Here is a 21,356-nt window from a genome sequence, read left to right as displayed (position 1 = left end):
TGAATTTGAAGGAATAATTTAATTGGTTTGTAAGAACTTGATTTGGTCTGGCATTCTCAGTTTAATGACCAAAGATGAGGTTATGGTAATTATTCCTATTAAAATAATCGCAGAAATAATGCCAAACAGGTCAGCTGTAATACCTGAAACAATTGCTCCGACAGCATAACCCAAATCTCTCCACAACCGAAAAGTCCCAATGCTTTCTGCCCGTTGTTGGGGGTGTGTCGCCTCAGCTATTGCTGCGAGGAAGGTAGGATAGACGATGGCAGTACCAATGCCCAGACCAACTGAAATAATAACCAATAGGGGATATCCCTGGGCTAAGGGCAACAGAAGTATGGCAATTCCCTGAACCAACATTCCCCAAAAAAGAAGCATTTTCTTTGGGAAAAGGTCTGCCATTTTTCCCGTGAATAGTTGACTGATGCCCCAGACTGTAGGATAAATTGCCGCGATTAACCCCACCTGATCCAGGCTGAAATCCAGTGAAATCAATAATACCGGCAGAAGTCCCCAGATCATGCCATCATTCAGATTGTTCACCAGTCCGGCTTGCGTGACCGCGCTCAGGGTTTTGTTTTTGAAGGTGGTTTCCCAAAAAATACCCTTAAGATTTATCTCCGAATGGTTTTCCGATTCTTTCAAGACATGCTTTCTCGTATCTTTTACAAAAAGTAAAGTAAGGACCAAACCCAAAAACGCGACCAATTCTCCAAGGAGAAAAGGATAGGGACGAATACCGAATTCCTGGGCAAGGTAGGCACTGATAAACGCGAAAATTCCAACAGCAAAGTAGCCTGCGAATTCATTCAAGCCCATGGCAAATCCCCTGTCTTTTTCGCCAACCAGGTCAATTTTCATCACCACTGTGCTGCTCCAGGTTAATCCCTGGCTGATTCCCAGAAGGATGTTGGATACAATGACCCAGTTCCAATTTCCGGTAAATGCAAGAATAAGCGGGACTGGCAATGCGAGGATCCATCCAAAAATCAATAGGTTTTTTCTCCCTGCTTTATTGGCAAGTTTTCCTGAAAAGTAGTTGGCGGCCGCCTTGCTGAAACCAAAAGCAGTAATGAAGGAAAGTATGGCAAAGTTGGACTCAAGTCCGAAGACCTCGATTGCAAATTTGGGAAAAATGGAGCGCTCCAGCCCGATCATGGCTCCCACAAAGGCATTGATCAGAACCAGCAGGGAAAACTGACGCCAGTTTTCACGCAGACCCAAGACAACTTGAGAATCTTCTTTTTTCACGGGACAAAGGTCCCGCGCAAAGATTGCCTATCCTTTTACAAATGTTAAAAAATCAGCGGATTGCAGCCCTGATCCGGCTGAGACTTACCTGGGTTATCCCCAGATAGGAGGCGATGTGCTTCAGAGAAATTCTCCTGATCAGATCCGGCTTTTCATCCATAAGCTGTGCATAGCGCTCTTCAGCTGGATGAAACTGAATCGCTTCCATGCGGTTGACCGTAGCGACATAAGCCTGCTCGATTATTTTGCGGAACAATCGCTCGATTTCTGGGAATGTATCAAAAAGTGAAAAGAGGGACTCGGCTGGAATCCCGATGAAAACCGTGTTTTCAAGTGCTTGGATCGCTTTCATGCTAGGTTTGCCAGTAAAAAGGCTTTCAGCCCGGATGATCAGGTCATTTTCAAACGCAAAATATTCGGTGACTTCATTGTCGTCTTTTAGGTAAAAAATCCTCGCCAAACCTGCCTTTACAAAATAAATGGTCCGACATCGCTGTCCGATTTCCTGAAGGTTTTGGTTTTTTCTTATGGAAATAAGCCCACATAGGGAATAAATTGCCTCCAATGCCTCTGGAGAAAGCAGTTGGATTTTTTGCAGAAAATTCAAAAAGCTATCCAGTTCGGTCTTGTTTGCCATTTTTACAGCAGGCTTACTTGAGGGCTTGCTTTACCAGTTCCCGCTTGACGATGACTATGAAAAACCAGGCAAGCCAGGCCACCACCGTCCCGATCAATGCACCGAGCAGAATGTCGAAAGGGTAGTGGACTCCGAGGTAAATCCGGGAATAACTCACTACCACAGCATAGAGATATAGCCAGCGAAGGTTTTTGACTTTTCCTTTTAATTTTCGATTTAGGAAAACAGCCATACCGAAGGTGTTGGCTGCATGGGAGGAAACAAAACCATAAAGGCCCCCACATCGCTCGTAATTGTGCATGATACCTTCCCAGCGCGGATCATGGCAAGGCCTTAGGCGCTCCATGAGTGGCTTCAAAAATCCCGAAGTGAATTGGTCTGCGGCAAGGATAGTCAGGGCGACACCTCCTAAAACCCACCAGGCGTTTGCCCGATCCATCTTGAAAATCCGCCAGATCAAATAGGCATAAAGTGGTACCCAGGTGATGGTTTCAGAAATCTGGAGCATCACCGGATCCAACCAATCGAAATGGAAGGAATTCAGCCAGAGGAACAGATCCTCATCCCATTTTTTAAGCGTTTCGATCATTCTTCAAAAGTTAACCAATCGATGTCTTTTTTCAGGTGGTTCAGGGTGAATTCCTCGGCACTTCCCGGCTTGGGTTGATGCATATAGGTCCATTCAGCCTGTGGGGGCATACTCATCAGGATGCTTTCAGTGCGGCCGTTTGTGTCCAGTCCAAACTTAGTTCCCGAATCCCAGACCAGGTTGAATTCTACATAACGTCCACGACGGTGATTTTGCCAGGCTTTTTCTTCGGGGCCAAAAGGGATTTTGGAGTTTTTCTCCATGAAATAAGTATAGATTCTCGGGAAAAGCCTTCCGATTTCCAAACTGAAGTCAAGGATTTGCTGAAAGTGCTCATCTGATTTTGCTGTGAGTCTGTCGTAAAAAATCCCCCCGATTCCACGGGTTTCATCACGGTGTTTTACGAAAAAGTAATCATCAGCCCATGCTTTGAATTTGGGGTAATATTCGGGATCAAATTGATCGCAAACATTTTTTACTTCTTTGTGAAAATACTTTGCGTCTTGCGGATCCACGTAATGTGGTGTGAGATCAATCCCACCTCCAAACCAATGAATGCCATTTTCCATTTCGAAATACCGGATATTCATGTGGATGATTGGCACCATGGGACTGAAAGGGTGGAGCACAATTGAAATTCCGGTAGCGAAGAAATCCGACTTTTCCAGACCGAGTTTTTGGAGGATTTTTTCCGGTGTAGGTCCGTAAACTTCCGAAAATGCCACGCCGCCTTTTTCAATTATGGCGCCATTTTGAAAAGTCCGGGTTCGGCCACCGCCACCATCTTCCCGGTCCCATTGGTCTTCCATGAATTTGCCTTGCCCGTCTCCCTGTTCCAATCCGCCACAGATATGATCCTGCATTTGCCTGTAGATTTCGGCGATTTCGGCTTTTGTTTTTCTACCCATGATGTATTTAGAAAGGATATCCAATCCCAAAATTAAGCACTGTCTGGCCTTTGACACCGAAAGGCCTTTGGAAACTGATGTTGTCAAGCACCCATCGCTCCCCTTCAGGTTTGGCAGGATCAATGGCTTTGGTTGCCAAGTCAAGCCTGACGACTAGAAATTCAAAGTCCATTCTCAATCCAAGCCCTGTACCTACGGCAAGTTCTTTGTAAAAACGGTCGTATCTAAAATCTGCTCCCGGTCTTGCGGCATCATAGCCGATTACCCAGCTGTTTCCGATATCCACAAACGCCGCCATGTCAAAATAGCCAAAGAGTTTCCTTCGATATTCGAGCATACTTTCCAGGATCATTTCAGCTGGCTGCTCGTTGGTATAATCGTATTCACCACCCTCACCAGTCTCGGGGACATAGCTTCCCGGACCAAGTCGTCTGGCTTGCCATGCCCGGACGCTGGTACCACCACCGGCGAAAAAGTACTTTTCATAAGGCAAAATCCCGGCACTGACCCCATATGGCCTGGCCCAACCGAAATTGAGTCTATAGGCAAAAGTCTGGTCTTCGTCTACCGGGTAAAACCTCCTGAAATCGATTTGGGTCTTCACCCATTGGAAATTTGCATACTCGATGTCCGGCTCGCTGTTGCTCCTGACATCAAAAAAGTTGAGCGTGGTGCCACCGCTTTCTGCAAAGAGTCTGAGAAGAGAGGCTTTGTTTGCCTTGAAATCTCCATACCTGTTGAAATTGATTATAGTCTGGCCGGAAATGCTGCTGATGAATGAAGGTAGAAATGACCAAATCAGGTTGTTTCCCTCGTTTTGCAGATCCTCCAGAATTTGCAGGAATTCATCCTGAATTTTAGGCGTTCGGATATAGCTCAGGTCAGCGGCATTCAGGGTATAGAGGACTTTGTTGTTGGCTGTGGCCCAAGAGTAGGAGAGTAGTCCGTTGACGGAATTACGGGTGTATTCCGGTCGGTTGGTGTAGATATAACTCAACCTGACCCGGGTATTGGGATTGTAGCGCCCATATTTTTGAAGCGAATTTGGAGCAAAGGGAATAAGGAACCTTGGAAAAATCACCGTAAATCCGGTGCTGACCTCGGAACTTTGGTACACTCCCTGTCCTGTAGCTGAAGCTACACCCTCGAGGCCTGCCCGGAAGTTAAATTCCAGGATTTCTCCGGCACGGAAGAAATTTCTGTTTCTCAAGGCGGTACTGAAGAATGGACCGGGCAGCTGCTCAGTTATGGTCATCCCGAGCTGATTGGTCAGTTGATATTTTTGATTGGGCTGTGTAAAAATATGGGCAGTCAGTGAAGTGCCCACAGTATCAAAGGAAATGTTGACAAAACGAAACAGATCTAGGTTGCTTAATTGCCGCTGGGTTTCGATAGCGGAGGTCCTGTTGTAAGGCTGTCCCTTCTGAAGAAATATCCTGGAAGCCAGCACTTTTGCGGAATATCGATCGCGGTAAAATGAAAAGTCGATATCCCGATACTCCTGTTGGATCCTTCGGTCTGCAAATTCATTGCTGGGTGGATTGATCCGGAATGTGATGGAGTCGATGGTGTAGACTTCGTGTTTGTCTGTGAAAGTAGGCTTTTGGATAACCTGCTCCAGTTTGATGGTTTTGGTAGTGGTGTCCTGGTAGGCGAGGTAATTGATGTAGGACTTTGAAAACATGTAGAAGCCGTTGTTTTTCAACAGCTCTTCGATCCTGTTTCGCTCCCCGACGATGTTGTTCTGGATGTAATTTTCGCCCTCTTTCAGCAGGGACTTTTCGGAAGTTTGATTTAGCAGTTTGAGGATTTCAGGATTGTCAGAACGGGTGTAAACCGAGTCAAGAATGTAGGGACTTCCCTCAGTGATCAGGTAGCTGATAAAAGCTTTCTCCTTTTTGGTTTCCACCTCATACCCGACTTTGGAATCAAAAAAGCCATGATTCACCAGGTATCCTTTCAAATTGCTGACGGTTGTTTCTGTCTCCAAGGTGTCCAGAACCACCAGTGGATTTCCTGTACGCATTATTGCATTTCCAAACTCGAGTTTCTTTTCCAGTCCCTCGATTTTGGATATCAGCTTGTCTTCCCTTTTTCTGAGTTTTTTATTTTCAGGCACGGTGTCCCTAGCCAGTTTGATTTCCGAGAGTTCTTCACCGGCAAGTTCCAACTTATCGGCAACCTTGACGCTGTCAAAGAAATTTTCCCCGATTCTGTAAATCGTGACACCAAGAGAGGATCCCAAAAATCTGGTATTGGGTTCTTGCTCGATCAGGCTGTAGAGTTCCTCTTTGTCCGATTTTTCTACCCCTTTTATTTCATTTTCATAGACCGCGAATTTCCCTTCCGGCAGGTCTTTGGTGAGCGAACAGCCCAAGCAAATCCCAAGGAGAGCTATAAAAAGTATATATTTGGAGGATTTCAAATCGGAATAAGCTGAAGGGATGCTGAGCAAAAATACAGTTAAGTTTATTAAATCCTTACATCAAAAAAAATACCGAATCGAGTTCGGGCAGTTCTTTGTAGAAGGTGAAAAAAGTGTTTTGGAGGTTTTGCAATCAGATTTTTTGGTGGATTTAGTATTGGTTACCGAAGCTTTCGAGAATAAGAATTTTGGCGTCCTAAAGTCCTTTAAAGGGGAATTGATACGAGTGACGCAAAATCAACTTGAACAACTCGGGCAATTTCAGTCCAATGATTCCGCCCTTGCCGTGGTTCGGATGAAACCCAATACTCCTTTCCTACCTGAAAATGATGAGTTGATCATTGCCTTGGATGATGTTCGTGATCCAGGAAATCTGGGTACTATCATTCGCGTGGCGGATTGGTATGGGATCCAAAAGCTGGTGTTTTCTCCCCAAACTGCGGAATTTTACAATCCCAAAGTGATCCAGTCCACCATGGGTTCGTTTACCAGGGTGAAGTTTTTCTATGAAGAGCTGGAGAGTGTTTTGGGCCGTTGGAAACGGCCGGTTTATGGAGCTTTTTTGGACGGTACAATCATCCACAAACTTCAAAATCCAGCTCCGGGGATTCTTCTGATGGGGAATGAATCCAAGGGAATTTCTCCTGAGATGGAAAAGTTCGTCTCCAAAAAAGTGACAATTCCGGGCTTTGGAAAGGCAGAATCGCTGAATGTCGCTATTGCCACCGCTATTCTTTGTGACAACTTCAAAAGGCTGATGGGCTCATGATCAACAAATTGGTCCAGACACTTCAACGGGTTGGTATCAACGGGTTTTTGCTTGGTCTTTTTGCAGCTATTGGACTTGCAGCGATTTTCCCGGAGGTAGGTTCTGCGGATTCGGGACTTCCCTGGAAGCCGATGATCAATCTGGGGATTGCTTTTGTCTTCTTTTTTTACGGAGTCAAACTTGATCCCGAGCAGCTCAAATCAGGACTTTCCAACTGGAGACTTCACCTGTTGATTCAGCTTTCCACATTTCTGATTTTCCCGGTCATTGTCTTGGGATTGATGCAGATCACACCTTGGATTGATCCGGATTTTCGGTTGGGAATCAGTTATTTATCGGCATTGCCATCCACGGTCAGCGCATCGGTGGTGATGGTGTCTATAGCAGGCGGCAACTTGCCGGGAGCAATCTTCAATGCCAGTATTTCGAGTTTGTTGGGTGTCATCCTCACACCTGCCTGGATGGGTTTTTTGGATGGCGGAACAGCAGGTGAGATTGACTTTTGGTCGACGCTCGGGGAACTTACCCTCAAGGTAATTCTTCCGGTGACCCTTGGGATCCTAGCTCATGGGTGGCTTTTCCCAAAATTGAAAACCATCCTGCCCAAACTCAAATACGTGGATCAGACGGTGATCATGATGATCGTATTCACCTCTTTTGCAGAGTCTTTTGCTCAAAAAATCTTTTCCGCCTACAGTTTTTCCACCCTTCTCACGGTAAGTGTTACTGTGCTTGGGATTTTTGTTTTGATCTGGATTATTCTGGAAATGATCACCAGATTTTTGGGATTTTCGATTAATGACAGAATCACCACGCTTTTTTGCGGTTCCAAAAAATCCCTGGTTCATGCAGTAGTCATCGGAAAAGTGATTTTTCCCGATGCCGCCGTTCTCGGTCTGGTTCTGCTTCCGGTGATGCTTTACCACATTCAACAGCTTATTTTGGGAAGCATCTTGGCGGGATATTTTGGGAGGAGAAAAATGGAGTAAATCTGAGACCGGTTTTAAAAGAAAGCCCTCATTTTCTCTCAAATTCATTGGTTAAATTGAACTTCAAATTTTAAACCTTTTGAGTCAAATGAGAAAAATTTCGATGTTTTTACTGTTGCCAATTTTGTTTGCCTGGTCCTGTGGCAAAGAACCCGAAACAGCACAAGTTGATGAAACAATCGCTGAGGTAGCTTCGACGATGGATGTACCCGTTGATCCGGATACGACCGATCAAATTCCGGGTGGGCAGTATTTGATTGATGCTTCTTCTGAGAAAACAGCTTCGCTGGTTAGGGAGCGATTGAACCAGCTGTTTACAGAAGACTTGAAAATCGGAATTATTGATTCCCTCAGTCGGAAGTTTATATTTTTCGAATTTGATTTGAATGGCGACCAAAGCAAAGAAATTCTGGTTGGATTGACTGGACCCTATTTCTGTGGCAGTGGCGGATGCACCCAATTCATTTTAAATGACAAAGGGGAAGTCCTTTCCAAATTTACCGTTTCGGATTACCCTGTTGTAATTGCTCCGGACAAGACCAACGGCTGGAGCGATCTTTATATCCTAAGCGGAGGAGATTACCGGGTTGTGAAATTTAACGGCAAAACTTATCCTTCGAATCCCTCCGTTCTTCCAAAATTAGGAATGCTTCCCGGCGACGGATTACCCAGAGCCTTGGATTTTATGAATGACAATTATCCCTGGTTTTCATTCTGAGCATCGTTTTGGGAAGGGCCCGCATTCAACTCCTCAGGGACAGTTTTTAGGTAGAGATCCCGCTGAGGGAATGGTATTCTAATACCGTTGGCTTTAAAGGTTAGATCAACCTTGGAAATGATTTCGCCCTTTACAAAAGGGTAATCCATATAGTTTACCAGCCAAAAAGTAATCTCTAACACTATGCTGCTTTCTGAAAATTCAAGGGGAACGACTCGGGGTACTGGGGCGCTTCTGATCCTTAGGTCACCGGCAATAACCTCTTTCAGTAGACTAACGGCAAATTCCAGGTCTGTCCCATAAGCTACTCCGACTACCAAAGAGAGTTTTCTCCCCTTTCCGGTGGTCCAGTTGATCATTTGCTTACTGATCAGCTCGCCATTTGGGATCACGGCAGTCGAGCCCTCAAACATGTTGACCACACTGCTGCGGAATCCGATGGATTTCATGATTCCGGGCTTTCCTTCGACTTCGATCAGGTCGCCGACTTTTACTGTGTTTTCGAAAGCGATGATCAATCCGGAAACAAGGTTATTGACGAGTCCCTGAAGACCCAGTCCAATGCCCACTGACAAGGCTCCTAAGATGATAGTGATCTTATCCAGCGGGATTCCTGAGGCAGCAAATGCTAAAAATAAACCCAGAGAGATGACGAAGATCTGAACCAACAGTAGCCAGCTCCCGAAGCTGACGCGTTTCCTTTGCTCAGCGGAATTGATTGCTTCAGGTTCTGCAGAAAATAGTGACAACAATCTGGAAATCAGTACAGAAACAAACAGGATAATCAGAAACACAAAGAGTCCGTTGATGGTGAACTGATAGGAACCGATCGTCCGATCGGCTGTCAGGAACTCAGTGATAGACTCAGAGATTTGCGTAAAGCGATAGAAGTTTTTACCGACCAATATACCCCAACCTACAATCAGGAAGGTGTAAAAAATGCCCGGTGCTTTGTTTCCCAATTTTTCGAAATTGATAAAAAACAGTTCCCGCTCCTGGTTGTGGTAGATTTTGGTGGCAATTGAAAGTCCCTGGTTGACCAGTCGGACAGTCCAAAGCAGCAGAATCCCAATGACTATGCCTATATATCCTGCTAAGAGAAATGACTTTGCCAAATTGAATCTTCCCGTCACATTCAACATCAGCGAGATAAACTCGAACAGGCCCATGAGGTAGATAAAATAGAGGATCTTTTTCTCCTTGAGTTGATTGGTTTGATTTTTTAGAATAGTAAATATCAAAAATAAGATGCCAAAAAGGGATAAGCCCAAGATCAGGTATCTCTCAGTGGCGGTAGGCAGCAAAAGCATATTGGTGCCTCCTGAGATAAGGAAGACCAAAACGGTAAAAATCCAAAAAGTCATCCAGAAACGATTGAGATATCCTATGAAGATCATGGTGAGTGCTATGGAGGCAATCAACCATATCAGCCAGTAAAAAATAAAGGGGGGATTGATGAAAAAGAACTGGAAGAAACCCAGTACTATGACAATTGCGGAAAGAAAGGGGGATTTTAAGACCACTTTGCTGTCGTCGTGATCGTCTATTTCGTGCAGGTTCTCAGTCCTCTTTTTTAGATTTGCCAAGAAAATCCAAGCCACTAGCACCAATAAGAGCAAAACAAACATCCTGCCTTCCCGAAGCTTTAAGTAAAAGGTGAGGGCATATTTTTCCTTTAAAAAAGAAAAGCTAATTGCTTCCGATAGACTTCTGCTGAAAAATGGATGGTTCGGGTCAGTGGGGATTTCATGCTCAAAGTTGGTTCCATTGAGGTTTTTCCTGAGTTGTTCCAGACTTTCGAGATGGTTGTTCAGTTCAAAGACCAATGCATTGATTGAGGTTTGGAGGCTGTCCAGTTTGCTGCTGAATGTCTTGACCGAATCTTCGACTGGCTGAAGTTCCTTATTTAGTTCAACCAATAAGAAGGCATATTGCCTGGTCTGAAGAGAATCCGGAGGAAATAGGTAGAGGTCTTTTTCCGCATAGATCGAGTCAATCCGGTAGAGGGAATGCCTAAAGCTGCTTGCAAAAAGATCGACCCGTGTTTTTTCTTCCATCAGTTCATCCAGCATTTCCCTGAAGATTGCAGCCGATACAGCCACATTTCTGTCTGTTTGTAGTTCAATGGCATTAGTGGAGATTCCTTCGAGGACAACAGGCAAGAGTTGCTGAAATTCATTCAGTTTTTCGCGGATTTGCTGTTGTCCGACCCCCTTGTTTAGCATCCCTTTCAACTTGAAATTCTCACTTTTCAGGTTGGAGATCAGTTCGTGCTGTCTCAGGTAGATTTTTCGGCTTTCGAACTTATCCAAACCTCTGGCAAATTCACCGGCTCCGATGGCTTGAATTTGCCGGATAAAATCACTCTTAGAGGTGTCGACTTTTATCTGAGTTGATTCTTCTTTTGATAGTGAGTCAGGTTTGATAATTGGTCTTTGAATAGTTTCATTTTGCTGACTGATTCCTGTCGCACAAAAAGAAAAACTGAAAAGGAGGACTAGTCCAAAAAAGAAAATGTTGCTTTTAATTTTTCTAAAAATCAGATGGATTGGATCTTTTCTTTTTCCCATTTTACCTGCGAATGACAAATTTCTTTTCAATCTAATTTAAACACTTGCAATAACCAACTGCAAAAAACCCGGCCAAAATATCCTTGGAATTGAGGGCTAAATCGAGGGTTCGAATTCAGAAATAATTATTTTTCAAACTCCAGACATTGAATTTTTGGAAAAAATACAAGATATTTTACAAAAAAATATCCAAATAATTTAATTATGAAACAGGTAATAAGATTGTTTTTAGGGTTAATACTCTTTTTCTTGAGCACCCAGTTATTTTCTCAGGCGAAAAACGACATTGTAGTATTGGCCAATGGAGAAAGAAAGGAAGGTAAGGTCACAGGGATTACTGATTCCCAAGTGAAATTTCGATACGTAGGTGAGGAATTTGATTATGAGTTTTCAAAATCCGATGTTGCCAAGATCGAATTTGGAAGTGGTCGGGTTGAAACATTTGGAACATCTGCTGCAGGCGGGACATCTTCTATATCCCCCAAATCCGCAACTCCGGCAGGATCTCCCGATACTCACAACAAGGTGGCTGTTCTTCCCTTTGAATTTGTCTCTAATGATGGAGGAATGGATCCTGAGGCGATGAGTAAAATGGTGCAAAACAATACCGCAAATTTAGTCAGGGATGAGTACCGCACGCTAACTCTCCAGGACCCTCTTACAACCAATGCCATTCTTGGAAAAAACAATATCAATCACAGTAATATTTCATCCAATACTCCCGACGAATTAGCTAAAATACTAGGGGTGGAATTTGTGATTTTTGGAACACTCAGCATTACAAACAAAGGTGCATCAACCTATGGAGGGACGGGGACAACCTACAAAGAGAAAGAAACCGATACCTATAACAACAATAAAAACACTTCCAGCACAAAGGGCAGCGGCTACACTTCCACAAGTTCCACCACTACCATTAATTACGATACAATGGTTGATTTTCGCATGTTCAATGATAGGGGAGACAATCTATATTCCGAGTCAAGACATGTTTTCGGGACAACAATAGATTCCTACAAGGGCGGCATGGAATATATGATCCGAAGGACTCCGTTCGGTTCAAAATACGGAAAGAAGTAAACCTTGATTTCCCAATGTTCTAAGTAGTGCATTTGGTATTAAGTCTAAGTCACAAAAAAGCCTGAGACGACTCAGGCTTTTTTTGTTCAAAGGTATTTTTTGGAGAGTTCCTCGACAAGATCCATGTAGAGCTGAGTGGCTTCTTCTTTGGTTTTTCCTTTGTAGGCCAGCCAGCTGTTGTATTTCGCGGCAGCTTTAAAATCAAATCCGCCAGGCCTTTCGGTTTCGTTGTCTCCTTCGGTGGCTTGTTTGTATAGTCCGTAAAGTCTCAGCAATTCTTCATTGCTCGGTTTTGAGGTAAATTTTTGAGTCAGCGCGATAGCTTCCTCCAGGGTGGTAGGCTTCATATAAAACTGGTTAAGTCGGTTTGGTTTTTCAAAATTGGGACCAAAAAATAGATTCCCAAATGGCAAGGAATAAAAAAGCCATTCCGAGTAAGGAATGGCTTTAAAGGATGTTTGTTTTGAATTATCGCTTATTGATAAAAACGTAATCACGTTCTGGTGCACCTACATAAACTTGACGAGGTCTTCCGATTGGTTCTTTGTTTTCGCGCATCTCTTTCCACTGAGCAATCCAACCCGGAAGTCTTCCCAAGGCAAACATTACTGTAAACATGTCAGTCGGAATACCCAAAGCACGGTAGATGATGCCGGAATAGAAGTCAACGTTTGGATAGAGCTTTCTGTCAATGAAATATTGATCGTTCAGTGCAGCGTATTCCAGTTCTTTGGCGATTTCCAGGACAGGATCCGTCACTCCCAATCTACTTAAAACTTCATCAGCTGCTTGCTTTATGATCTTGGCTCTTGGATCAAAGTTTTTGTAAACTCTGTGGCCAAAGCCCATCAGACGGAACGGATCGTTTTTGTCTTTTGCTTTGTCCAGGTATTTTTTAGCATCACCACCGTCAGCTTTGATTGCTTCGAGCATTTCGATGACAGACTGATTTGCACCACCATGAAGCGGACCCCAAAGTGCGTTGATACCTGCTGAAATAGATGCATAAATAGAAGCCTGAGAAGACCCTACCATTCTCACGGTGGAGGTGGAGCAGTTTTGCTCGTGGTCGGCATGCAAAATCAGGAGCTTGTCCAGCGCGGTGGCCACGATTGGATCTGATTCATACTTTTCTGCCGGATTCGCGAACATCATCTTCAGCAAATTGCCGCAGTAATCAAGCGTATTGTCCGGATAGTTGACCGGGTGTCCGACCTTATTTTTCATAGCCCAGGCTGCAAAAGTCGGCATTTTTGCCAGCAGGCGTATAATGCTCAGGTTAACTTCCTCTTCAGTTTGGTTGGGATTCAGAGAATCTGGGTAAAAAGCAGAAAGCGAGCAAATCAAAGAGGAGAGGACCCCCATCGGGTGGGCATTGGAAGGGAATCCGGCCAAAATCTTCTTGATGTCTTCGTGTACAAGTGTATGTAGGGTAACTTCCTTGGTGAAGGCATCGTATTCTGCTTGGGACGGAAGCTCTCCGTAGATAAGCAAAAATGCTACTTCAAGAAAGGTTGATTTTTTTGAAAGATCCTCAATTCTGTAACCTCTATATCTTAAAACGCCCTGTTCTCCGTCAAGAAAGGTGATCGCACTTTTGGTGGCTCCGGTGTTTTTATATCCCGGATCGAGGGTGATCAACCCTGAGACATCACGCAGCTTTCCTACTTCAATTGCACTTTCATTTTCAGTACCTGTAATTACAGGGAATTCATATTCTTGTCCCTTATAGGACAACTTGGCGGAATCAGACATATATCGTTTTTTGGATTACTTTTTAGTGAAAAACATCAAAAGATGCCCTTAAGTTAATAAAATCGAATGTTTTTTAAGGATATTATTATTTGGGGGGACAGAATATTATTTCGGAAGCGATTCCGTAAGGCATATTTTGCCAGGTCTATTTTCTGAATTCTCTGCCTCCCTCTCCAAAAATCTGGGTGAAGATTGCAGAAAGTAAATTCTTGCCCGAATATGTTTAAAAAAAAGCCCCGAAGGGCTTTTTTATTAAATTAATCACAAAAATGTTCGAAAACCTCCACAAGGTGATCCCCGATCATTTTTGCATTTCTGCCTTCGATGTGGTGACGCTCAATGAAGTGAACCAATTCTCCGTCTTTAAACAAGGCCATTGCGGGAGAAGAAGGAGGATAAGGCAATACCAACTCTCTTAATTTGGCAACTGCTTCGCGGTCATTGCCTGCGAAAACAGTAGCAAGGGTAGTTGGCTTCTTTTCAGAATGCTCTACTGCATAGCGGATTCCCGGTCTTGCCGCACCTGCAGCACAACCGCATACGGAGTTGACTACCACCAATGTGGTGCCTTTATGATCTGGTCCAAGATGCTCTGCTACTTGCTCGGCAGTTCTGAATTCCTGGAATCCAACATTTGAAAGTTCGGCTCTCATAGGAGCGATCAGCTCTTCAGGGTACATATTTGTTGCGTTTTAATAGTTCGGTTTTAAAGAAATCCCAATTCAAGTTTGGCTGCTTCCGACATCATGTCCTGAGAGTAGGGTGGGTCAAAAGTGACTTCCACCTCCACATTGTTGATGCCCTGAATTTGCTGGATTTTGTCTTTTACTTCGGTAGGAATATATTCTGCGGAAGGACAATTGGGCGAAGTCAGTGTCATCAACACGTACACGTTGTTTACAGGGTAAACGGTGATCTCATAGATCAGGCCCAAATCATACACATCCACTGGAATCTCAGGGTCATAGACCTGTTTGATGGCCATCACCACTTTATCTCTCAGGCTAGTCACCTGACCGTTTTCTATATTGGTTTCAGCTTCCATTTTCAGGCGTTTTGCTTGGTTTGAAAAGCCAAGGCATAAAGTTTCATTTGCTTGATCATCGATGCCAGACCGTTTGATCGTTGGCTACCGATAATGCTGCCCATTCCGATCCGTTGGATAAAATCAAGGTCTGCTTTTAGAATTTCTTCCGGCCTACGGTCATTTAAAACTCGGATCAAAAGAGAGATCAGGCCTTTGGTAATATCTGTGTTGGAATCTGCCTGGTAGTGGACTTTTCCGTCAACTTCATCTGCAATCAACCAAACTTTGGACTGACAGCCTTTGATGATGTTTTCTTCTTTTCTTTCATTTTCAGGAAAGGCTTCAAGATTTCCGCCGAGCTCCATAATGTAGAAAATCGTCGATTCCTTGTCATCTCCGAGAATTTCAAATTCGGAAACTATCTCCTCCTGTATGTCTTTGATGCTGCTCATTTATTCTTGAATCTCGCGATTTGGGCAATTCCCTCAGCCATTTTTTCGATTTCAGATTTGGTATTGTAAACCGAGAAAGAGGCTCTTACAGTTCCTTCAATCCCAAATCTTTTCATCAAAGGCTGAGTGCAATGGTGGCCGGTTCTCACGGCAATCCCTTTGGCATCCAACATTTGTCCTACATCAAAGGGATGCATGTCGTTGATATTGAAAGATAAAACAGAAACCTTTTCGCTTGCAGTTCCGACAGGAATAAATCCTTTAATACCAGTCAACAGCTCTTTGGAATAAGCCAAAAGGCTGTCTTCGTGGGCTTTGATGGCAGGTTTGCCTAGGGATTTGATAAAATCCAGAGAGGCCTTAAAGGCAATCACATCGGCAATATTCGGAGTTCCAGCTTCAAATTTGAAAGGAATGTCATTGTAAGTGGTCTTTTCAAAAGTCACTTCCTTGATCATTTCTCCACCGCCCATAAAAGGTGGCATGGATTCCAAAACTTCCCTTTTTCCATAAAGTACTCCCAATCCAGTCGGACCGTAAAGCTTATGGGCAGAAAATGCCAGAAAATCGCAATTCAAATCTTGAATGTTGATTTCCAAATGAGAAGTCGATTGAGCTCCGTCCAAAAGGACTTTTGCTCCAACAGCATGCGCAGCGTCAATCACTTTTTTCACGGGATTGATCGTGCCCAATGCATTGGAAGCATGGACAATACTGACCAGTTTGGTTTTGGGAGAAAGCAGTTTTTCAAATTCTTCGAAAAGAATTTCGCCTGCATCGTTGATTGGAATGATTTTCAGGATTGCACCTTTTTCCTCACAGAGCATCTGCCAGGGCACGATGTTGGAGTGGTGCTCCATGGTGGAAATGATGATTTCGTCATCTTTTCCTATGAATTTTCGCCCAAAAGTCTGGGCTACAAGATTTATACTTTCAGTGGTTCCTTTGGTGAAAATAATCTCCGCTGATTCTTTTGCACCGATAAATTCCTTGACTGCTTCCCGGGTTTCCTCATAATATCTGGTGGCCCGGTCAGCCAAAGCATGCGCTCCACGGTGAATGTTGGAGTTGTCACGCTCGTAATAATTGGTCAGAGCATCAAGCACAGCCTGAGGCTTCTGCGTGGTGGCAGCGTTATCAAAATAAATCAAGGGCTTGCCGTGCACTTCTTGATGAAGTACAGGAAACAAGGCCCTGATCTGTTCGATGTTTAAACTCATGGTGGGTTTAGAATTTACTCCCCAATCGATCTTGGATCAGTGAATCGCAATACTCACGGAAGCTTTCCACTTCGATTTTCTCTAAAACCTCGCCTGCAAAAGCATAAAGCAACAATCCTTTTGCCTGCATTTTGTCGATTCCTCTCGCCTGTAGGTAAAAAAGTGCTTCCTCATCCAACTGACCTACGGTACAGCCGTGGGAGCATTTCACATCGTCTGCCCAAATTTCCAACTGGGGTTTGGTGTTGACGATGGCGTCTTCAGAAAGGAGAATATTGTTGTTTTGCTGAAAAGCATTGGTCTTTTGTGCATCCTGACGGACGAAAATCTTTCCGTTGAATACGCCTCGGCTTTGGTCAGCAAGGATTCCTTTGTACAATTCGTTGGACTCAGCATGAGGAATAGTATGATCCACATTGGTGTGGTTGTCCACGTGGGTTTTGCCATTTATGAGGTAAATCCCGTACATATTTCCTTCAGAATTGCTTCCAATTAGATTCAGGTTCAGGTTGTTTCTCACCATATCTCCTGAAAGGGAAATAGTCACGGAGCTAAAGCGGGCATCTTTTTGAATGTCAGTTTCGATGTTGCTGACCTCGATGGCGTTTTTGCCTTCGTTTTGCAATCTGTAATAATGAATTTGGGAATTGACTCCACCTTTCACTTCTACCACTTTGTTGACAAAGTAGCTGGTATCTCCCAAGCTGATACTTTGGTCGATAAAAGTGACTTCTGCAAAATCACCTACCTCAATCCAAAGGCGTGGCTGGATTACTTGGCCCTCATTTGCCTGATTGAAAGAAAGCAACAGCACAGGCTTTTCGATTTGGGCCTTCTTTGGCACAGAGATAAATATCCCGTCTTCAAAAGAAGCCTGGTTCAAGGCAGCAAAGGCATCTTTTTCAGGCTTTGCGATTGAACCAAGGGAAAGTTCTGGTTTATCGGAAATCAGGGAAACTTCAAGGTCTTCGATTTTGGAGGAAAGTTCCGGAAGAAATTTCCCATTTGCGAAAACCAACAGATCTCCTTCAAAGCCCTCAAAAACGGAAGATTTCACCAGCTCTGCTGTCACTTTAAAAGGTAGGGCAGGAGAGAAGTTGGAGATATTTTGTTCCAGCTTTTTACTGATGTTGGTAAATTTATATTCTTCAGCTTTTACAGCGGGAAGTCCCTGAGCTAAGAAGCTTTCATTGCCTAGGGTTCGGACTGATTCAAAGTTCTTGGGAGCTGCTGCTAAAAGGCTGCTAAATGTATCTTGTTTGGTCAAGGTACTCATGATTGTGGTTTTAGAAATCAGACTGTGGCTGCGGAATCAATCTCATCCTTGATCCAGTCGTAGCCTTTTTCCTCAAGTTCCATAGCCAGTTCTTTGGTGCCTGACTTTACGATACGGCCTTTGTAAAGGACGTGCACATAATCCGGAACGATATAATCGAGCAAACGCTGATAGTGGGTCACCACGATGGTCGCGTTTTTATCTGATTTCAATTGATTGACCCCATTGGAGACAATTCTCAACGCATCAATGTCAAGGCCTGAATCAGTTTCGTCCAAAATGGACAAAGTCGGCTCCAGCATCGCCATCTGGAATATCTCATTTCTTTTCTTTTCTCCTCCTGAAAAGCCTTCGTTCAAAGATCTGCTAAGCAACTTTTGGTCGATCTCAACGAGTTTCATCTTCTCTTTCATAAGTGTCAAAAATTTAACCGCGTCCAAAGGCTCCTGACCTCTATATTCCCGAACCTGATTGACTGCAGTTCTGAGGAAATTGGTGGAAGAGACTCCAGGTATTTCAACAGGGTATTGGAAAGCAAGGAAAACGCCTTCTCTGGCGCGGTCTTCCGGAGCAAGATCCAATAGATTTTTTCCTTTGAAAGTCACTTCACCTTCAGTTACTTCATATTCTTCACGGCCTGCAAGTACAGAAGCCAAAGTTGACTTTCCGGAACCGTTTGGTCCCATGATCGCGTGTACTTCACCGGCTTTTACTTCCAGATTGATTCCTCTCAGGATTTCAGTTCCTTCGATTGATGCATGAAGGTTTTTTATACTTAACATAATTCGAAATTTGACATTTGAAATTTGAGATCAGGACACCTTTTATTCAGTTTTGAACTTGTTGCCCCGGTACTCGCTCTCTTTTAAATATTTAATAAACCCTGAAATTGATTTAGAAATTTCAAGACTAAATAGAACCATTTCCTTTAGCTTTTCTTCAGGAAAATAACCTCTGTCAAAAGCTCTGTAGAGCTGTGATCTAGTTTCTCCTGCTGAGCCTTTGGCAATACTCAGGAAGTTGATAAATTCTTTATTCCCTTCTCTTTCAAAGCCTTCAGCAATATTATCGGCTACCGATCCAGATGATGCATTTATTTGATTTTTAAGGCTGAAGTCTCTTTCAAATCCATTTTTTAAAGTCAATTCGAAAACTTGTTTGGAAAATTCTCTTGCCTTTTTCCAGATTTCTAAATCTTCGAATCGGCTGATGGTTCCCATAATTTCAAATTTCAAACCTCAAATTTCAAACCTCAAATTTCAAATCCATTTATCCAACCGATCCCTCCAGCGTCAGCGCCAGCAGCTTCTGAGCTTCCACTGCGAATTCCATCGGAAGTTGGTTCAATACTTCTTTTGCATAGCCATTCACGATCAAGGCTACCGCGTCTTCGGTGGCGATTCCCCTCTGGTTGCAATAGAAGATCTGATCCTCGCCGATTTTGGAAGTGGTTGCTTCGTGCTCCACTTTGGCACTTGGGTTATTGATGTCGATATAGGGGAAAGTATGCGCACCACATCGATCACCCATTAGCAAAGAATCACATTGGGAGAAGTTTCTGGCATTGTCTGCACGCTTCATCACTTGGACTTGACCCCTGTAAGAGTTTTGGGATTTACCTGCTGAAATACCTTTGGATACAATTCTAGACTTGGTGTTTTTTCCAATGTGAATCATTTTGGTTCCTGTGTCTGCTTGCTGATAATTGTTGGTTACAGCAACGGAGTAAAACTCCCCGATAGAATGGTCGCCTTTCAAGATGCAGGAAGGATACTTCCAAGTAACTGCGGATCCGGTTTCTACCTGAGTCCAGGAGATTTTAGAATAGTCACCGGCACAGATTCCCCGCTTGGTCACGAAGTTGAAGATGCCTCCTTTTCCTTCCTTATCGCCGGGATACCAGTTTTGAACTGTTGAATATTTGACTTCAGCATGCGCACCAGCGTAGATTTCTACCACAGCAGCATGAAGTTGATTTTCATCACGTGAAGGTGCAGTACAGCCTTCCAAGTAGCTGACATAAGACTCCTCATCTGCCACGATCAAGGTTCTTTCGAACTGACCGGTGTTGGCAGCATTGATTCGGAAGTAGGTAGAAAGCTCCATCGGACAACGAACGCCCTTTGGAATGTAGCAGAACGAACCGTCCGAAAACACAGCGGCATTAAGTGCTGCATAATAATTGTCAGTCATCGGTACGACCGACCCTAAGTATTTTTTGATCAGTTCAGGATGTTCTTTTACAGCTTCGCTGAAAGAACAGAAGACAATACCCAGTTTGGAAAGGGTTCCTCTAAAGGTCGTTGCAACTGAAACTGAATCCAAGACAGCATCTACAGCGATTCCTTGCAATCTCTTTTGCTCATTCAGGGAGATTCCCAATCGCTCATAAATGGCAATCAGTTCAGGGTCAACCTCATCCAGATTTTTTGTCTTTTTAATCTGCTTGGGAGCAGAATAATATCGGAGTGACTGAAGGTCGATTTTCGGATAATGAACATTGGCCCATTCCGGTTCGGTCATAGTCAACCAGGTACGGAAAGCCTTTAATCTCCACTCTAAAAGCCAACTTGGTTCCTCTTTTTTGGCAGAGATCCAACGAATGATGCCCTCATTTAGGCCAATCGGGGCCTCATCGGCCTCATAATTGACTGACCAGCCATGTTCATATTCTTTGGAGGTTAATTCTTCTAAAATTGAGTTGTCTTTGCTCATGAGCTGAGTTATTTAGACTAATTACATTTTAACTGCGAAGGTACAACATATAATTAAAATACAATGTTCGCGACCATTCGAAAAATCTATGAGGGATATCATTTGCCAGGAAAAAAAGCCTTAAATCTTTCTGATTTTCAACAATTGCCCCGAAAAAATAAAATCCGGCAAAGACCGGACTCCATCAAAAATTGATTCATTTGTACTTGAATTATTTATCCAGATTTAATCTAAATAGTGTTATTTCTCTTTGTCAAAAAATTGGATTGGCCTGTTGATGCTTTCTTCCAGAACGATCAAAGTCTCAGTTCTGTCTATTCCGTCCACTTTTTGAATTTTATCGAGAACCAATCGGAGGTGATTGGTATCCCGACAAATAATTTTTGCAAAAATTGAATAATTACCGGTCGTATAATAGGCACTTACTACTTCAGCAATAGCTTTGAGTTTTTCTATGACATTGTCATACAGCGAACTTTTCTCCAAATAGATCCCTAGAAATGCTGAGATGTCATAGCCTAATTTGGAAAAGTCTATGTTCAGAGTAGCGCTTTTCACAATTCCCATATCCTCCAATTTTTTCATCCTCACGTGGACAGTCCCTGAGGATACAAATACCTTTTTTGCAATTTCGGTGTATGGGGTTTTTGCGTCTTCGTTTAGCAAAGAGATAATTTTGAGGTCTATGTTGTCGATATCTAAAATTTTGTCCATTTTCCTATAGAGGATTTAGATGATTGTTAATGAAGGATGCGGTAAATTAGAGATTGTTCAAAATATTGCAAAATTTTTTTTTCAATTTGTAATTAATGTCAAAATCCATTTACTTTGGGCTTATCAAACAATAGCAATTGAAAATTTGGTGTTGAGTCAGATCGTTTATAGATAAATCTGACAACTAATAAAAAACCAAACAATTGGTAATCAGCGCGAAAACTTTTAATCTCTAAAGTTATATTTGGGTTTATATTC

At 43.3% G+C, this 21,356-nt stretch carries 21 protein-coding genes; 4 read left to right on the top strand and 17 right to left on the bottom strand.

The window, feature by feature from the left end; all coding sequences use genetic code 11:
• Positions 1–18: 18 nt before the first annotated feature.
• From B0E43_RS24980 to B0E43_RS24960, 5 genes are read right to left on the bottom strand one after another with little or no spacing between them, the layout of a single operon-like run.
• Entirely contained in the window at positions 19–1,254 is a 1,236-nt protein-coding gene (locus B0E43_RS24980; RefSeq protein ID WP_254423349.1) for an MFS transporter, read from the bottom strand.
• A 52-nt stretch (positions 1,255–1,306) separates the two neighbouring features.
• On the bottom strand, positions 1,307–1,891 hold the full coding sequence (locus B0E43_RS24975) for a Crp/Fnr family transcriptional regulator (RefSeq protein WP_077346703.1): 585 nt from the start codon (positions 1,889–1,891) through the stop codon (positions 1,307–1,309).
• A 13-nt stretch (positions 1,892–1,904) separates the two neighbouring features.
• The gene (locus B0E43_RS24970; RefSeq protein ID WP_077346702.1) at positions 1,905–2,480 is read right to left on the bottom strand and encodes a phosphatase PAP2 family protein; all 576 of its coding nucleotides are present in this window, start codon (positions 2,478–2,480) and stop codon (positions 1,905–1,907) included.
• Entirely contained in the window at positions 2,477–3,388 is a 912-nt protein-coding gene (gene hemF, locus B0E43_RS24965) for an oxygen-dependent coproporphyrinogen oxidase (protein ID WP_077346701.1), read from the bottom strand. The genes B0E43_RS24970 and hemF overlap by 4 nt, the downstream gene beginning before the upstream one ends.
• Before the next feature lie 7 nt (positions 3,389–3,395).
• Positions 3,396–5,813, bottom strand: coding sequence for a BamA/TamA family outer membrane protein (locus B0E43_RS24960; protein ID WP_077346853.1), 2,418 nt, complete (start codon positions 5,811–5,813; stop codon positions 3,396–3,398).
• A gap of 19 nt (positions 5,814–5,832) precedes the next feature.
• On the opposite strand from B0E43_RS24960, the gene B0E43_RS24955 reads away from it, so the two are divergent.
• The 3 genes from B0E43_RS24955 (at position 5,833) to B0E43_RS24945 (ending at position 8,289) form a co-directional block, all read left to right on the top strand.
• The gene (locus B0E43_RS24955; protein WP_077346700.1) at positions 5,833–6,582 is read left to right on the top strand and encodes an RNA methyltransferase; all 750 of its coding nucleotides are present in this window, start codon (positions 5,833–5,835) and stop codon (positions 6,580–6,582) included.
• Positions 6,579–7,571, top strand: coding sequence for a bile acid:sodium symporter family protein (locus tag B0E43_RS24950; RefSeq protein ID WP_077346699.1), 993 nt, complete (start codon positions 6,579–6,581; stop codon positions 7,569–7,571). The genes B0E43_RS24955 and B0E43_RS24950 overlap by 4 nt, the downstream gene beginning before the upstream one ends.
• A gap of 88 nt (positions 7,572–7,659) precedes the next feature.
• Positions 7,660–8,289 carry a hypothetical protein gene (locus B0E43_RS24945; RefSeq protein WP_077346698.1) on the top strand — a complete coding sequence of 210 codons (630 nt, stop codon included), beginning with the start codon at positions 7,660–7,662 and terminating at the stop codon, positions 8,287–8,289.
• On the opposite strand, the gene B0E43_RS24940 is transcribed toward B0E43_RS24945, so the two are convergent.
• Positions 8,268–10,859, bottom strand: coding sequence for a mechanosensitive ion channel family protein (locus tag B0E43_RS24940; RefSeq protein WP_139352647.1), 2,592 nt, complete (start codon positions 10,857–10,859; stop codon positions 8,268–8,270). The genes B0E43_RS24945 and B0E43_RS24940 overlap by 22 nt on opposite strands.
• Before the next feature lie 249 nt (positions 10,860–11,108).
• Between B0E43_RS24940 and B0E43_RS24935 the strand changes: the two genes are divergently transcribed.
• Positions 11,109–11,939, top strand: a complete 831-nt coding sequence (locus B0E43_RS24935; protein ID WP_139352646.1) for a hypothetical protein — start codon at positions 11,109–11,111, stop codon at positions 11,937–11,939.
• A gap of 86 nt (positions 11,940–12,025) precedes the next feature.
• Here B0E43_RS24935 and B0E43_RS24930 read toward each other — a convergent pair whose 3' ends face one another.
• From B0E43_RS24930 to B0E43_RS24880, 11 genes are all read right to left on the bottom strand, one after another.
• A complete protein-coding gene (locus B0E43_RS24930) occupies positions 12,026–12,286 on the bottom strand; it encodes an acyl-CoA-binding protein (RefSeq protein WP_077346851.1) in 261 nt (86 codons plus the stop codon).
• Positions 12,287–12,407: 121 nt separating this feature from the next.
• Entirely contained in the window at positions 12,408–13,694 is a 1,287-nt protein-coding gene (locus B0E43_RS24925; protein WP_077346695.1) for a citrate synthase, read from the bottom strand.
• 257 nt (positions 13,695–13,951) lie between these two features.
• Positions 13,952–14,374 (bottom strand): BrxA/BrxB family bacilliredoxin, encoded by a 423-nt coding sequence (locus tag B0E43_RS24920; protein WP_077346694.1) that lies wholly within the window; start codon positions 14,372–14,374, stop codon positions 13,952–13,954.
• A gap of 26 nt (positions 14,375–14,400) precedes the next feature.
• On the bottom strand, positions 14,401–14,739 hold the full coding sequence (locus B0E43_RS24915) for an iron-sulfur cluster assembly protein (RefSeq protein ID WP_077346693.1): 339 nt from the start codon (positions 14,737–14,739) through the stop codon (positions 14,401–14,403).
• A 2-nt stretch (positions 14,740–14,741) separates the two neighbouring features.
• On the bottom strand, positions 14,742–15,173 hold the full coding sequence (locus B0E43_RS24910; RefSeq protein WP_077346692.1) for a SufE family protein: 432 nt from the start codon (positions 15,171–15,173) through the stop codon (positions 14,742–14,744).
• Positions 15,170–16,393 carry a cysteine desulfurase gene (locus tag B0E43_RS24905; protein WP_077346691.1) on the bottom strand — a complete coding sequence of 408 codons (1,224 nt, stop codon included), beginning with the start codon at positions 16,391–16,393 and terminating at the stop codon, positions 15,170–15,172. Before B0E43_RS24905 ends, B0E43_RS24910 begins: the two co-directional genes overlap by 4 nt.
• A 7-nt stretch (positions 16,394–16,400) precedes the next feature.
• Positions 16,401–17,669, bottom strand: coding sequence for a Fe-S cluster assembly protein SufD (sufD, locus tag B0E43_RS24900; RefSeq protein ID WP_077346690.1), 1,269 nt, complete (start codon positions 17,667–17,669; stop codon positions 16,401–16,403).
• A 17-nt stretch (positions 17,670–17,686) separates the two neighbouring features.
• On the bottom strand, positions 17,687–18,451 hold the full coding sequence (gene sufC, locus B0E43_RS24895) for a Fe-S cluster assembly ATPase SufC (protein WP_077346689.1): 765 nt from the start codon (positions 18,449–18,451) through the stop codon (positions 17,687–17,689).
• 42 nt (positions 18,452–18,493) lie between these two features.
• Positions 18,494–18,889, bottom strand: a complete 396-nt coding sequence (locus B0E43_RS24890) for a four helix bundle protein (protein WP_077346688.1) — start codon at positions 18,887–18,889, stop codon at positions 18,494–18,496.
• 49 nt (positions 18,890–18,938) lie between these two features.
• Positions 18,939–20,384 carry a Fe-S cluster assembly protein SufB gene (gene sufB / locus B0E43_RS24885; protein WP_077346687.1) on the bottom strand — a complete coding sequence of 482 codons (1,446 nt, stop codon included), beginning with the start codon at positions 20,382–20,384 and terminating at the stop codon, positions 18,939–18,941.
• Between the two features lie 240 nt (positions 20,385–20,624).
• Complete coding sequence (locus tag B0E43_RS24880; RefSeq protein ID WP_077346686.1) at positions 20,625–21,098, bottom strand: Lrp/AsnC ligand binding domain-containing protein; 474 nt, start codon at positions 21,096–21,098, stop codon at positions 20,625–20,627.
• Positions 21,099–21,356: the final 258 nt, after the last annotated feature.

This window comes from Algoriphagus sp. A40 (genome assembly GCF_002002735.1).
Lineage (GTDB): Bacteria > Bacteroidota > Bacteroidia > Cytophagales > Cyclobacteriaceae > Algoriphagus.
The sequence above is the reverse complement of the archived record's forward strand: the minus strand, read 5'-3'. Positions and strand labels throughout refer to the sequence as shown.

Bases quoted from the DNA above. Each gene is read 5' to 3' on its own strand.
- B0E43_RS24975 (WP_077346703.1), bottom strand. From the start codon at position 1,891: ATGGCAAACAAGACCGAACTGGATAGCTTTTTGAATTTTCTGCAAAAA.
- B0E43_RS24970 (WP_077346702.1), bottom strand. From the start codon at position 2,480: ATGATCGAAACGCTTAAAAAATGGGATGAGGATCTGTTCCTCTGGCTG.
- hemF (WP_077346701.1), bottom strand. From the start codon at position 3,388: ATGGGTAGAAAAACAAAAGCCGAAATCGCCGAAATCTACAGGCAAATG.
- B0E43_RS24955 (WP_077346700.1), top strand. From the start codon at position 5,833: ATGCTGAGCAAAAATACAGTTAAGTTTATTAAATCCTTACATCAAAAA.
- B0E43_RS24950 (WP_077346699.1), top strand. From the start codon at position 6,579: ATGATCAACAAATTGGTCCAGACACTTCAACGGGTTGGTATCAACGGG.
- B0E43_RS24945 (WP_077346698.1), top strand. From the start codon at position 7,660: ATGAGAAAAATTTCGATGTTTTTACTGTTGCCAATTTTGTTTGCCTGG.
- B0E43_RS24940 (WP_139352647.1), bottom strand. From the start codon at position 10,859: ATGGGAAAAAGAAAAGATCCAATCCATCTGATTTTTAGAAAAATTAAA.
- B0E43_RS24930 (WP_077346851.1), bottom strand. From the start codon at position 12,286: ATGAAGCCTACCACCCTGGAGGAAGCTATCGCGCTGACTCAAAAATTT.
- B0E43_RS24925 (WP_077346695.1), bottom strand. From the start codon at position 13,694: ATGTCTGATTCCGCCAAGTTGTCCTATAAGGGACAAGAATATGAATTC.
- B0E43_RS24920 (WP_077346694.1), bottom strand. From the start codon at position 14,374: ATGTACCCTGAAGAGCTGATCGCTCCTATGAGAGCCGAACTTTCAAAT.
- B0E43_RS24915 (WP_077346693.1), bottom strand. From the start codon at position 14,739: ATGGAAGCTGAAACCAATATAGAAAACGGTCAGGTGACTAGCCTGAGA.
- B0E43_RS24910 (WP_077346692.1), bottom strand. From the start codon at position 15,173: ATGAGCAGCATCAAAGACATACAGGAGGAGATAGTTTCCGAATTTGAA.
- B0E43_RS24905 (WP_077346691.1), bottom strand. From the start codon at position 16,393: ATGAGTTTAAACATCGAACAGATCAGGGCCTTGTTTCCTGTACTTCAT.
- sufD (WP_077346690.1), bottom strand. From the start codon at position 17,669: ATGAGTACCTTGACCAAACAAGATACATTTAGCAGCCTTTTAGCAGCA.
- sufC (WP_077346689.1), bottom strand. From the start codon at position 18,451: ATGTTAAGTATAAAAAACCTTCATGCATCAATCGAAGGAACTGAAATC.
- B0E43_RS24890 (WP_077346688.1), bottom strand. From the start codon at position 18,889: ATGGGAACCATCAGCCGATTCGAAGATTTAGAAATCTGGAAAAAGGCA.
- sufB (WP_077346687.1), bottom strand. From the start codon at position 20,384: ATGAGCAAAGACAACTCAATTTTAGAAGAATTAACCTCCAAAGAATAT.
- B0E43_RS24880 (WP_077346686.1), bottom strand. From the start codon at position 21,098: ATGGACAAAATTTTAGATATCGACAACATAGACCTCAAAATTATCTCT.